This is a genomic window from Parabacteroides sp. AM58-2XD (genome assembly GCF_003463685.1).
Taxonomy (GTDB): domain Bacteria; phylum Bacteroidota; class Bacteroidia; order Bacteroidales; family Tannerellaceae; genus Parabacteroides; species Parabacteroides segnis.
In genome coordinates, this window is the sequence record NZ_QSDP01000012.1 from 63,245 (window position 1) to 77,459 (window position 14,215).

The window sequence follows — 14,215 nt, forward strand, 5'->3', positions numbered from 1 at the left end:
ATCCAAATAAACTTGTACATTGCCGGCATTAACTATAAATCAAATTATCCATGAGAACAGCAAGTCTATTATTATTGGAATTTTTATTAACCGTTTTTTCCGTTTATGGACAAAAAACATGTACAATCGAAGGTGATATCCAGAACATGCCGGACAGTATTACTCTCAGTTGTGCGGAAATGAAAGGAAATACAGCCAGAATGCAGGTCGATGACTTTTTTACAATGGCAAATGGTAAATTCAAAATTACCAGGGAGGTCGACACTATTACCAAAATGTTTCTCACTGTTAACCGCACCGGCTATCAGTTTTGGGTAAAACCGGGAGCTAACATTAAAATTACCGGAAAAGCTCCTTATGTACAAACCTGGAGAGCAGAAAGCGATATTCCAATCCCGGAACAGATAGAATTAAACCGTTTCAGAGAAGCGACTCAAAAAGAGGCAATGCAAATTCATGATTTGACTGCCGAAGCCATGAAAATACTTGCTAATGCTGATGGCAAAAATCCGAATCCCCGGCAGCAGTTCGATTCATTGCACCTAAAGATAAATAGTATCCATGATGAAGTCATCCTATACAAAGAATTACAACTAATGTTGAAAAATCCCATAACACTTGCAGGACTGGAAGAATTAAGAAATGCAGCCAAATGCTACAAAGAAGGGAAGTTTAACAAACTTGTTTCAATGTCGGACAACTCCATGAGCTTGGCAGGACTGAACAATTTAAAAGAGACTGAAAGGTCTAAAGTCCGGACTTTCATTATTACTGTATATAGCAAACTGACTGATGAGCAAAAACAATCTCAATTGGGACAGGAAATAATATCCTTGTTATCTATTTCATCAACAGTAAAGACCGGAGACAAAATCTATGATGCAGATTTAAAAGATGTTGAAGGTAAAACCCACCACCTCTCCGATTACCGAGGAAGTTATATCCTTCTTGATTTCTGGAGCCGGGCTTGCGGTCCCTGTGTCGCAGCGTTACCCGAATTAGAAAAAATAGCAGAACAATACAAAGGAAAAGTGATCGTAATCAGTGTATCTGTAGATCCTGTATCCGTCTGGAAAGAAGAAGTTGCTAAAAGTCCCGTTAGCAATTACTGGCTTCAATTGTCTGATGGATTAGGTTCGAGTGGCATAGCGGCACACTACGGAGTAAAAGCTCTTCCTACATTTGTTTATATATCGCCGGAAGGTCTTATCCTGAAAATCAAAGAAGGATATAGGGAAGATGCTCTTCTGGAAGAACTCAAGAGTTTTATAAAAGACTAACAATCTAAATTAATAAAGGTATGAAACACATTATCAGTTTACTCATTCTATTCCTCTGTTGCACAAGTTTGCATGCTCAGGATCGCGTAGTGGAGCAACCGGCTTTTGAAGTACGCAACACCAATACGCTCGAATTTCAGAAAATTATTCTGAACGACACAGCCACCATCATGTATGTCGACGCTTATTACCGACCCAAATATTGGATCAAGATCGTTGATGAAACGACATTGGAAGCCAATGGTAAAAGTTACCGGATCAAAGCCGGCGACGGTATCACGCTCAATGAGGAATTCTGGATGCCGGAATCAGGTACGGCCTCTTTCCGTTTGATTTTCCCTCCCCTTCCAAAGGATACAAAGACAATCGATTTTATCGAAGGTAACGACAAAGGAGCTTTCAAGATCTGGGGTATACGATTGGATGGAAAGACACCCACAGTAGACTTTCCCAACGTAAAGAAACCGGAGAAAGCGCCTGTCCTGGAAAAACCGGAGCTGAAATCGGGGATTGCCACACTAAACGGTAAATTTATTGGTTACAAACCGGGGATGGATGAAGAACTGCCTATATGGGTATTCAATATTCTCACAGCCGGTGCAGACCAGAACACTATAAATGTTAAGCCCGATGGAAGTTTTAAACTGGAAATTCCTTTATTACATATTTCAAGTGTGGTATTATCCGGAAACTCTGTTGTTCATACCCGTTTCTATATGAAGCCGGGAGAAACAACTTCAGTCGAAATTAATATGCCGGAAATTTGTCGTGCACAATCCAAGATACAATCTTCCAAGCCTTCATTAGGAAACAAGTTCTATTTCACCGGAGCATTGGCAGATATAAACAACGACCTCGCCAATAATCCGGTTGAAGAACCTTCATTCAGTGTCAGAAGTCAGGAAGAATATGATCAGATGATGAAAGACATCAGTACAATGACGGTTGATCAATATAAAGAATATTGGACTGAAAAATATCAGAAAGCCGTCGATCAGCTAAGTCAACTGACAGGAATCAGCGATGCACATCGTCAATTGATTGCCATGAAACTAAAGCATGAACTGGCTGATCAATTGCTTGGTTACAGAGCAATTGAATATGCTTACCGGCAAACAAACAAAATCCCCAAAGATTCTGTTCTGGTCAACTATGTAAAGCCGATTGCTACCCAGGATTATTTCAATTTCTTGCCGGAACTGTTGTCCAATGATCCTTACTTTATTTATAATAGTAATGTGGCTTATTTGCTAAGAGGCCTTCAGTTTATCAACTTCACCGGAAAAGATATCAAACTAGAGAAAGACGAAAAATTCCCAGACAATACAGCAGATATTGCCCGGATTATGGGAACCGATAAAGGATTTCTTTTCGATATGTTAGCCGCACAAAAACTGGCAGCTTCTATCAGCGAGTTCCGTCCTTTAGATGAACAAGAGTTGGCAAAGGCCAATACATTGAATCCGGCACTCAAAGAGGAACTTATCAAAATGAATGACAAACTGAAACTGACGATAGAGGAAAACAAAAAGAAATCCGGCTATACCGTCAACCGTGTGAACATTGCGGATATCCCATCCGAAGAACTATTCAATGCAATTACAACACCTTACCGCGGCAAAGTTGTCTTCGTTGACTTTTGGGCAACCTGGTGCGGTCCCTGCCGGATGGCAATGAAAGAGACAGAGCCTGTAAAGAAAGAATATGAAGGAAAAGACGTCGTATTCCTCTACCTGGCAGCCGAAAACTCTCCGAAAGGGACCTGGGAACAAATGATCCCGGACATCAAAGGTGAACACTACCGTGTTACTGCCGAACAATGGGAATACTGGGGAAAGAAATTCGGAATCAATGGTGTCCCTTCTTACATGGTAGTGGCAAAAGACGGTACTCCGGTTCACTTCCAGGTCGGTTTCATGGGAGTGGACAAGATGAAAGAAATGATCAATAAAGAACTGGCTAAATAAGAAAATCCGGAATATACTATTTATAAGGGCGGAGATCAGGTAATGGTCTCCGCTTTTTTTTGCGGTAAAATCAAAAAGTCGTAATATTGCATTCACAAACATAACATATATAATGGTCGGCATGAGATATTTCAAACAATGGGTACTTTTTATTTGTCTGAGTGTTTATTGCAGTGCTTCCGCACAGGAAGTAAAAAAAGCGATGACATTCGACGAAATGGTTAGCTGGAAACGCATCACAGAACAAAAAATCTCCCACGACGGGAAATGGGTAGCCTGTAAGATGGAACCCTGGCGGGGAGATGCCAGTATTTTCGTGTACAATGCCAAAGGAGAAATGACAGCTTCTTTCCTTCCGGCTACACAGGCTGAATTTTCTGCATCTTCCGGTTACCTGCTGGTTACCAAGAAGCCGGAACTTGAAAAAGTAGAAGCCCTGAAACTAAAAAAGACCAAAGAAGAAGATATGCCTTCGGATGAACTCGTCATTTTCAATCTCTCAGACAAAAAAGAAACGATAGACTCCCTGAAGTCATACAAGCTTTCTGAAAGCGCAGACTGGATTGCTTATAAACGGAACAGCAAATCTGATACTGCACTCCATGTACGTTCGCTGGACGGAGCAAAAGAGGTACAGTTTGCCGATGTCAAGGAGTTCGGGTTCGCTAAAAAAGAAAACATCCTATATTATACGACAGATTCCACCTTGTCCACATTTACCCCGGAGAAAGGACATACCGTCATTTTCGAAGGTAAAGGTGTAATTAAAAAAGTAGCATTCAATAAAACCGGCGACAAAATAGCATTCCTGTATTGTCCGGATAAAGACTCAACCGATACGCAATTTTCACTTTATCTGGCTGAAAATAATACCCGGGCCCGCATCGTTGCCGATAAGGGACAAAACTTCATACCCAAAGGCTGGGTGATCAGCGAGAACGGTGATATCCGCTTTTCTGATAACTCCGAACGTATTTTCTTCGGAACAGCACCGGCTCCCATGCAAAAAGATACTACCATACTGGCAGAAAATCGTCCCGACGTACAAATCTGGAAATGGGATGAGGGTGTACAATATACTCAACAAGTATATAATAAAGAAAAAGACCTGAAAAAAACTTACACTGCCGTTTATAACATTTCCGACAACACCCTCTTCCAACTGGCAGACAAGGAAATCCCTCATTTGATCACTGCCGATGAAGGTAATGCTACGACCGCCCTGTTATCGACAAACCACCCCTATGCAACGGAACAGATGTGGGAAGCAGAAGCCGTTATGATATCTATACAGTTAATCTTCAAACCGGAGAACGCCGGCAAATAAAAAAAGCAAGCAACAGCAATATGCAACTTTCCCCCAAAGGGACATATGCTTATTGGTATTGTGTGCAAGACAGTTCCTGGTATACCTATTCCCTGGCAAACGGAAAAGAATACCGTCTGACAACTCCCACTACTTTTGCCGCCTGGGATGAAGACAATGACGTCCCGGACTATCCCTCACCTCACGGTTTGGCCGGATGGACTGCTGATGATCGCAACCTCCTGATATACGACCGTTATGATATCTGGAAGTTTGATCCTACAGCAGAAGTCGCTCCTGTAAACCTGACAGTAAACGGACGAAAGGAACAACTTTCATATCGATTGATCAGATTGGATAAAGAAGAAAAATTCATTGATATAACAAAGTCACAGTTATTACAAGTGTTCAATGAAAAGACAAAAGGTTCCGGATATTACAGTGCCCATCTCTCTGCCCCCAAAGCGCCGAAAGCCCTGCTGACCGGAAACTTCATGCTGAAAACACCTGTCAAAGCGAAATATTCGGATGCAGTGATCTATACCTCTGAAACATTTGAGCAATATCCGAATATAAGGCTTTCTGACCTTAGTTTCAAAAAGTCCATCCAGCTTACCCATGGAGAAGAACAACAAGCAAATCTGAATTGGGGAACTGCCGAACTCGTCTCCTGGATTTCTCTGGACGGAACACCTTTGGAAGGAGTTGTCTATAAACCGGAGAACTTCGACCCAAACAAAAAATATCCGGTAATCGTAAACTTCTACGAACGTAACTCAGAAACGCTTTATGCTTACCATATGCCGGAACCGCATCGTTCCACGATCGATTATCACTTCTATACCAGCAATGGTTATATCATTTTCAATCCGGATGTACGTTATGTAGACGGTTATCCCGGAGAAAGTTGTTTCAACTGTGTCATGCCGGGTATTACCTCATTAATAGCCAAAGGATATATAAATGAAAAAGCGATCGGTGCACAAGGTCATAGCTGGGGCGGATATCAGGTTGCTTATCTTGCTACCCGGACAGACCTGTTTGCCGCTATCGAATCGGGAGCTCCGGTCGTCAATATGTTCAGTGCCTACGGAGGAATCCGTTGGGGATCAGGACTGAACCGTTCTTTCCAATATGAACACGGACAAAGCCGTATCGGCGGAACTTTATGGGATTCCCCATTGCAATATATGGAAAACTCTCCGTTGTTTACCATGGATAAAGTAGAAACTCCCATCCTGATAATGCATAACGACAACGATGGTCATGTACCCTGGTATCAGGGAATAGAATATTTTGTAGCACTCAAACGTTTGCAGAAACCGGTATGGCTGCTCAATTATACCGGAGAAATTCATTGGCCGATGCGTCTGGCAAACCGGATAGATTTCCAGAAGCGTATGTATCAGTTCTTCCAGCATTACCTAAACAAGCAACCAATGCCCAAATGGATGGACGAAGGAGTCCCGGCAGTCGATCAGGAATTTGAATTAGGATACTAAGCAATACACATCTTTTATATTACAAAGATATAATGATTCAGAAATTCTTTATATCTTTGTAATATAGATATATGAACGAAATGAAAACAACAGGAAACATATCAAGCATACAAGTAGATATTCCGCAGTCGGAAGTCCCTATTTTTGAGTTTCTAGCAAAAAAAATGGGATGGAAAATTCGTTCAGAAAAGAAAGACTCAGAGAAAGAAATAATAGAAAAAGAGAAAACTCTTTTTTTTACAAATTCTAAACGTTCCATGGCTAAACATATAGAGAAATATCTATCAGAATGAAAATTCATCAACGAGATATCATAGAGGTTAATTACCTTTTCCCTGATGGAACAAGTAAACCACACATGGCAATCGTCATTTCCAATGATGAACTTCAGGAAAGTGAGGATTTTTTCTATATAGCAATGATTTCATCCAAAAATTATAATCCCCAGTATACCTATTCTTTAGACAACACTATGTTAACAAAGCCCTTATCTAAAGAGAGTTATGTTATTTGTCAACTTATTGGAGGATATACGGATCGCGATGTTGTTAAGATCTGCAGCCGCATTAAAAATAGTGCATTCCAGGAAATAATAGAAAAGATTAAACAAACTATATTTTAAAACTCAAAGGCAATATGATAATGCTATTTTAATCGTGATGATTTAAGTCATGAAAAATACTTTTTGGCTACTAATTATACAATCTACACTACTTTTGTCGGCCTGTACGGGCGGACAAACAGAGTATTGGTTGGAACAGGCTGAAAATTATCTGGACAAAAAGCCGGACAGTACATTAATATTTCTGGAGAAGATAAAGAACCCTGACCAGCTGGCCGATTATCCTAAAGCGAAATACGATCTGTTTCAGACTATTGCTGGATTCCGCAAAGGTCAGGCCATACGGACAGACTCCCTGCTCACAAAAGCTATTGATATTTTCATTGCCAACAATGATTCGGCCAAAACCTCTAATGCTTGTTTCTGGAGTGGGTTTATCAATATGCAAACTGCGAACTATATGCGGGCTGACTCTTTCTTTACCCTGGGTATTCCGTTTGCGACAAATCCTGTAGTACGAACCAGATTATACGAATACAGCGGTTTTGCCCTTCTGTACAAAGGCAACGCAAAACAGGCATTGCAGCAGCATATACAGTCATTACAAGACAGTGCCTTTATCCCAGCCGCTTACCAGGCAGAAGTATTAGCAGAAATCGGACAAGCATATCGATATTCAGAACAAACCGACAGTGCAATCATCTACTACCTAAAAGCTATCCGGAAATCACTGGAAATCGAATCAAGGGAACAAACAGCCTTTTTCTATCAAAAAATAAGCGAAATTGAAAAAGAAAAGGGGAATATTAGGAACGCAACGGAAGCATTGAAAGCAAGTCAGAGTTTATGTAACACCCGGACAAGTTATCCATATCATATGCTTGCTCAAGCCCAAATATACATTGCATCCGGCGAAACCGATTCGGCAAGGGTTTACCTTCAGAAAGCAATACAAAGCACAAACACTTATGTTGCAACCCGTGCCTACCAACTATTGGCCCAGCTATATGAAAAAAACAAAACAGACGAACAAATATACTACGCCTGGAAAAACTATGAAGGAAGTTTCAGCAATATATCCGGTGATGCCGAATCCCGGATAATGACACAACGATATCAGGAAGAACTGCTTAAAAATGAAAACAACCAATTAAAACTCAAAAAGAAGCAACAAGATATCTACCTCCTTTCATTATGTCTGATATTGATTACAGCCTGTACCCTTTGGTATCTCGTTTACAGCCGTCTCCGGAAAAAGAAAATTATCGGCGAACAACAATTAAAAGAACAGGAACTAAAAAACCAGGTCGCCCAATTAGAGAAAGAACGGGAATTGATATCCTTGCGTGAAAGAGCTACGGCCTTACGTGAACAGTTGTTCCGCCGTCTGTCCGCATCTCAAAAGATCCCTTCCCTTTCCGGAAAAGCAAAAGAAAACACAGATGATAACAAATCGAGGTTAACATCGGAAGAAATAGACGAATTGATCGAAACAGTGAATAATATCTGGTCCGGCTTTGCCGAACGACTAAAAAAGACTTATCCGTTACTCCGTACAAAAGACATCGCCTTCTGTTGCCTGTTGAAAAGCGGGATCAGCACGAAAGACCTCGCCTCCATCTATTATATCACTCCTTCAGCCATCAGCCAAAAGAAAGCACGTATGAAACGGGAGAAGTTCGGAGTTGAGGATGATAACCTGTCTCTGGATGATCTTTTGAATGCTTTCTAAATGATCAAAGAGGAAATGTCAATTCATTTTTATTACGATCAAATAGTAATCATCTATATATCTATATCTTACATCTTTATATATTCTCTAAAATGTCAATTGACTTTCTAGTCTGTCTTCAACATTTAAGGATATATTTGCATCAAATATCATTCTAAAACAGCAACATTATGAAGAAGGTAGGAAATCTTATTACTGGTTTATTTTACTTACTATTGATAGCCTCGTGTCAAAGTGGCAATAAATCATCATTCAATAACGGATTGGAAGACTCACCCGTTGTCGGTACTTTTGTGCAGGTTGGGGATAACCAGGTTCTTTCGTGCGATCAGAAATTACTGACCGACTCCATACATCTTCTACTCACTTATCTTACGGAAAAACCGGAGATCATTCATCTGGACAACCGGGATGAAGCGCTGATCAGCGAAGGGCGTGTACTTGCTTCCGATAATTATTTATTAGCATGGAACAACAAACAAAATCCTTTCAAACTCTTCGACCGGAAAGGGAATTTCCTGACCACAATCGGAGCATACGGACAAGGGCCGAATGAGTATCTGAATGTCTATGACGCCAATATAGACGAGAAAAATGACCGTATCTATATTTTACCCTGGCAAAGTGCCCAAATACTGGTCTATGACCTGAAGGGTAATCCTCAGCCTGCAATACCGCTTTGTCTGCGGGTTCCTAAAGGCACTTTCCATGTAGACCTTCAGGATTCGACGGTTGCAGTTGTTCTACTTCCATTCAAAGGGCTACCGGCTATAGCCTGGACACAAGATTTTCAAGGAAACAGGAAAGAATTCATAGAACCCGGTCATCTGGAAGCTCCTCAGGATTTCAGCAATGAGGTAGTCTCATACAATAATATGCCCGGAACTTTCGATGTAAATATTCTTTACATCATGCCGACACCACGTGTTGACAGTCTCTACCATTACGATTATCAAAACAACCGCCTACGGCCTTTCTTTACGCTGAATTTCAAGGAAGACCCTATCCCTTGGCACGGATATACCGAACTTCCGAACCATTATATGGGAGATGCTTCCTATCCGAAACAAGTATCATCTACTTCATTCGAATCTTCATCCCCCAGCTATTATATTATAGACAAAAAAACAGGTAAAGGCGCCTTTTTCCGGTTATATAATGACTATCTTGGATATACGGAAATCGACTGGCCTATTTATTCTTTTCACAACGGTTACTTTGTCCAGAATATGGAACCGGCAAATCTGAAAAACACGTTAGAAAATGCTCTAAAGTCTAACAAATTAACAGAAGAAGAAAAAGCAGAATTGACAACATTGGCTGAGTCATTACATGAAAATGATAACAATATCATCCTATTAGCCAAATTAAAACAATGAGTTATGAAAAGAAACCTGTCATATAGTCTATTGCTGGTTTTCCTTATCCTGTTTACCGGATGCAAACAGAAAGAGAAAGAAACCATATCCTCTGAAACGGAAGAAGCAGCTTATCAGCCTGCCAGTCCAAAATATACAACCAGGTATGACCATTCAACACCTGCCGCTAAAATAGATATCAAATCAGCTATTTCCACATCATCTCCTGTCCGGTTAAGCGAAGTGGCCTCAACCATCGAATATTACCAGGTAGGCGACGACAAATATCCGGTGACCGAAGTTGTCGCTGTTGAGGGTGGTTTCATTGCCCTCAATAAGCCGAAACTATACCTTTATCGGCAAGGGAAAAAACGGAAACGGGTCGGATTGAAAACAGAATATAGTAATTGGCGGGACAATGAATCGGGTAATAACCTGTTTTATGATAAAAAGACTACCCGGTTATACGTACAATTAAAGAAACTGAATCAGGAAACCGGATATTCAACCAAATATATAGGAGAACTTCCTCCGTTGGACAGTGTTTTGGGCAGGGTGCATTATCTGTATCCGGACTCATTGCCAAGCCGCCGTCTTCTGAAAAACTGGGTAGAAATATTCACTCCGGAAGTGTCTGTCGGCCGGTTCAATTACCCTGGGACCGGATTTGACTACGGAGTCAACACGTTCAACTTAAAGGGCGATACTCTCTGCCATTTTTATTTCGGGATCGATTCCATTGGTACTATTAAAAGCGATAACTTTTACAATTTCACACTCTTCCATACATCATATTTGTATGATAACAAACCGACATTTTCAGCGACCTATTGCGATACGGTTTACCGACTGCTGGATCAGCAGACCATTGCTCCGGTCTATGCCATCCATTTAGGCAAATACAAGGCGCCGGCAACCTATGTGATTAATAGAGGAGATAAACGTAATAAAGCATGGGTGGATAATTTACGGGAAAATTCGCAAGCCGTATTCCTGAAAGTTCACAGGGAGGGTAAAAGCAATAAATCCGGATGGCTGGACAACAAAGACAAACAGAATCAGGATTTTCCATCCGAAGATTACCTAATGGTTTATCTGAAAAATAAACGTCAGACCAAAGCATTACCACTAACAGCCCAGGGAATGATAAACGACCTGGACGGAGGCTTGCCTTTCTGGCCCGATGGTCAAACAGATGAATATATGTACATGATCCGGCCGGCCGGTGAACTGAAAAAAGGAATTAAACTAACCGGTTCTCCTAAACAGGAAACTCTTAAAAACTTCCTCAGTGATCTGCCGGACAATCAGAATGTAATGATTGTCGCCAAATAAAGCCATTAAATCATTGGCATGCAATATTATTACTGTTTTTTCGTAAATAAACGATAAAATCGTACCCAATAGATGCAATTAAATAAATAATACCTATTTTTGAGGCAATCAATTAAAAAAAACAGTATCATGAAAACATTATATATTCTGATTGCCACCTGTGCTGTATGTCTCGGTACACTGAGCGGCTGTAAACAAAAAGAAGGAAAGAGCACTCGTCCAATCACTCCACCTAAATATGAAGGAAAGGTCGATTATTCTGTTGCTCCTACCCATATAGATTTGGAAAGTGCCCTCGATGGCGAAAAGCAACCACTGAAGTTAAGCCAGATCGCTTCAGAAATAGATTATTATATTGTCGGAGACGGTAACTATACGGTAAAGCAAGCCATTTCCATACCAGACAGCAATGCTTTCATCACGTTCAACAACCCGCGACTTTATTACCGGAAAATAGGAAGGCCAAGCAAACGATACGGTTTCAAGGCACTGGCCTATAAATGGAATAATGAAATGAACGGGCATAATCTGTTTTATGACAAAAAGACAACCCGCATGTATTGTGCCATGAGCGGTAAAGACCAGGAAAACAAAGGAAGCGAGGAGTATTTCGATCCACAGATTGTCGAACTGCCCCCATTAGACACGATGTTGACAATCAACCGGTATATTTTTCCGGAAATGATAGAAAAGAAATACACAATCAACCTGGGAAAAGATAAACTACTGGGATTCTCATCCGACGGATATATGTTGAGCCACTATGAAGACACAAGCGGCGTTCCGAACTGCATGCTGACTTTTAACCTGGCAGGCGAAACGCTCGGAAAGTTCACCTTAAAGGATAAATCGACACTTTCCAAATCGCAAACAGATAATATCCCATTCTTCCAGACATCCTATTGGAATGAGACACAAGATCAAATGACTTTTATGATACCGTTCTGTGATACCGTATTCCAGATGCGTGATCCTCAGACTGTTGTACCTTTGTACAATCTGAATCTCGGGAAATACGGCATCCTGACTGACTATGCAGAAAAACAAGAAGTTACGGACGAGAAGATATGGTTGCGTACTTTATATGAAAACTCAAAAGGTTTATTCATGGGCCTGTATCAAAAGAAAGGTCCAAAGCTCGTAAGCTGGCTGGGATTTGAATATGAGTACAAACCGACACTGAGTTATCAGGCTGTTTATATGAAAGATGAAGGTAAAACGTATGTCCTTCCGCGTAGAGGACAGGGATTTGTCAACGACCTGGACGGCGGACTCACTTTCTGGCCGGACGGACAAACAGACGGTTATCTTTATATGATCCGTACACTGACAGAAATGCGTATGAACGTAGAACGAACCGGCTCGCCTAAACAGCAAAAACTGCTGGATCTCCTTGACAACAAGAGAATACAGGAAAATCAGTATGTGATGATTGTGGTAAGATAAATAGGATGTTCGATATTTCTATAAATCATATTTCTTCATCTTATTATAGAGCGTCTGCCTACTGATATTCAATTGCTGGGCACAAAGCGTCAGATTTCCTTTTTTCTCTGCCAGTACTTCACTGATAAACTGTTTCTCCATCTCTTCCAAAGTAACCGGATGGGAAACAGTTACAGGAGGAGCGTCCATATAAAAGTCATCACTATCGAGCACGGATGAATTTGAAAGAAGCACGGCACGCTCAATGGTCTGCTGCAAAAGGCTGAGGTCACCATTAAGCATCCTGTCCGACAATTTATGCAATGCATCGGGAGTAATTCCGGGAAAAGGTTTCCCATAAGCCGTTGCATATTTCCGGAGCAGGGAATTGACAAGCAATGTAACGACAGAATCTGTTTCTTCCGAAAGAAACTCCGATTCCTTTCGAGAGGAATTTTGTTTTCTCCCGGAACGGGATTCCCAAGCAGCGATAACAGTCGACAAGAGTTTATCATTATCCCAGGGTTTCACGATAAAATCCGCCGCTCCCTTTTTCAGGGAAGAGACAGCCAGTTCTATATCGCCAAAAGCAGTTATCAACACGACTTCCGGCGGATTCGGACGTTCACGGATACGGTCCAGCCAGAAAAGTCCCTCTCCCCCGCTCTGCTTCCCGGTTCCAAAATTCATATCCAACAAGACAACATCCACATCGTCTTCCCGAAGCAAAGCAGGCAGCAAAGTCGGCACCGAAGCACAGACCACCATCTTAAATTCACGCGAAAGAATCATCCGCAATGTTTTAAGCACCGCCTCATTATCGTCCACTACTATAATCTTTCCATTTCTCATAACAAAAGCAAAGATATATGGATTCTTGATTTATTTACACAAAAAATTATCCCATTCTCTAAAAGACTTGTTCGTTACAGGTTTATTTGCCGTCTGCTTCAGCTGACGGACTGGATATGAATAATAGATTTTGACTTTAGTCACATTTCTTTTTGAATTTATATACACGCATAAACTCCTCATACTCTTCCTGAAAACTTTTATGACGATGATGTTCTTCCTGATTAAGTATATAATTACTAACAGCTGTAAGCTGACTTTCTCCAATGGATACAGTAAAATAATCATCTTGCCATTCAAGCCGTTGTGCATATTGTTGATTAAACCAGTGAGAAGCTTCACCTTTGATAAGTTGTAATATTTTAGACGGGATTTGATCTTTTCCCAAATAGAGTATCAAGTGTAGATGATCGACATAGCCTCCAACCAAACTAACCCATATACCTTTCTCTTTGGCATTGGCACAGATATGGGCAAAAAGAGTTTCACGTTGACCACGATCGGAAAGTAATGGTTGACGGTTTTTAGTACTCCATACACAGTGTAGAATAATTTTTACATAGCTCATATTGTTTCTTTATTAAGGGAATTCCCCGGTTAAATCTACTTTACTTGCAAAGGTAATATTATTAAGGACAAATGGTACTATATATAAAATAAATGTGGCTGAAGCCAAAAGATTGACAGCTTACAAACCGTCAGCAGAAGCACAATGTCATTAAGTTAAGCAAGAAAGCAATGATAATGACAGACTTAGTTGCAGGTTTATTTGCCGTCAGTTTTAACTCAATGTCATCAATTTAAGGTTCATAGTGCTCTTTTGTAATTAGTTAGAGTATAGTTTTTACAATTGGGCCTTCCTTTCCTTGCTCGTGGAAACTTTCTTCCCGGTCTGA

General features: G+C 40.8%; 10 protein-coding genes and 1 pseudogene. 9 read left to right on the top strand and 2 right to left on the bottom strand.

Annotated features, from left to right (window positions below; translation table 11 throughout):
- The first annotated feature begins 50 nt into the window (after positions 1-50).
- The 9 genes and pseudogenes from DXA15_RS04705 to DXA15_RS04745 all read left to right on the top strand — a co-directional run bounded on the left by DXA15_RS04705 (position 51) and on the right by DXA15_RS04745 (position 12,488).
- On the top strand, positions 51-1,280 hold the full coding sequence (locus tag DXA15_RS04705; protein ID WP_128133288.1) for a TlpA disulfide reductase family protein: 1,230 nt from the start codon (positions 51-53) through the stop codon (positions 1,278-1,280).
- A gap of 20 nt (positions 1,281-1,300) precedes the next feature.
- Entirely contained in the window at positions 1,301-3,247 is a 1,947-nt protein-coding gene (locus tag DXA15_RS04710; protein ID WP_128133289.1) for a TlpA disulfide reductase family protein, read from the top strand.
- Positions 3,248-3,368: 121 nt separating this feature from the next.
- Positions 3,369-6,055 (top strand): annotated as a pseudogene (locus tag DXA15_RS04715) (prolyl oligopeptidase family serine peptidase).
- A gap of 80 nt (positions 6,056-6,135) precedes the next feature.
- Positions 6,136-6,348, top strand: coding sequence for a hypothetical protein (locus DXA15_RS04720; RefSeq protein ID WP_128133290.1), 213 nt, complete (start codon positions 6,136-6,138; stop codon positions 6,346-6,348).
- On the top strand, positions 6,345-6,677 hold the full coding sequence (locus DXA15_RS04725) for a type II toxin-antitoxin system PemK/MazF family toxin (protein ID WP_128133291.1): 333 nt from the start codon (positions 6,345-6,347) through the stop codon (positions 6,675-6,677). Before DXA15_RS04720 ends, DXA15_RS04725 begins: the two co-directional genes overlap by 4 nt.
- Before the next feature lie 49 nt (positions 6,678-6,726).
- Positions 6,727-8,349, top strand: coding sequence for a hypothetical protein (locus tag DXA15_RS04730; protein ID WP_128133292.1), 1,623 nt, complete (start codon positions 6,727-6,729; stop codon positions 8,347-8,349).
- Positions 8,350-8,519: 170 nt separating this feature from the next.
- Positions 8,520-9,728, top strand: coding sequence for a 6-bladed beta-propeller (locus DXA15_RS04735; RefSeq protein ID WP_128133293.1), 1,209 nt, complete (start codon positions 8,520-8,522; stop codon positions 9,726-9,728).
- Positions 9,729-9,731: 3 nt separating this feature from the next.
- On the top strand, positions 9,732-11,042 hold the full coding sequence (locus DXA15_RS04740) for a DUF4933 domain-containing protein (protein WP_128133294.1): 1,311 nt from the start codon (positions 9,732-9,734) through the stop codon (positions 11,040-11,042).
- Positions 11,043-11,171: 129 nt separating this feature from the next.
- Positions 11,172-12,488, top strand: coding sequence for a DUF4933 domain-containing protein (locus tag DXA15_RS04745; RefSeq protein ID WP_128133295.1), 1,317 nt, complete (start codon positions 11,172-11,174; stop codon positions 12,486-12,488).
- Positions 12,489-12,506: 18 nt separating this feature from the next.
- Here DXA15_RS04745 and DXA15_RS04750 read toward each other — a convergent pair whose 3' ends face one another.
- Entirely contained in the window at positions 12,507-13,319 is an 813-nt protein-coding gene (locus DXA15_RS04750; protein ID WP_128133296.1) for a sigma-54 dependent transcriptional regulator, read from the bottom strand.
- 136 nt (positions 13,320-13,455) lie between these two features.
- Positions 13,456-13,887 (bottom strand): transposase, encoded by a 432-nt coding sequence (locus DXA15_RS04755; protein WP_128133297.1) that lies wholly within the window; start codon positions 13,885-13,887, stop codon positions 13,456-13,458.
- Between the last annotated feature and the right edge of the window lie 328 nt (positions 13,888-14,215).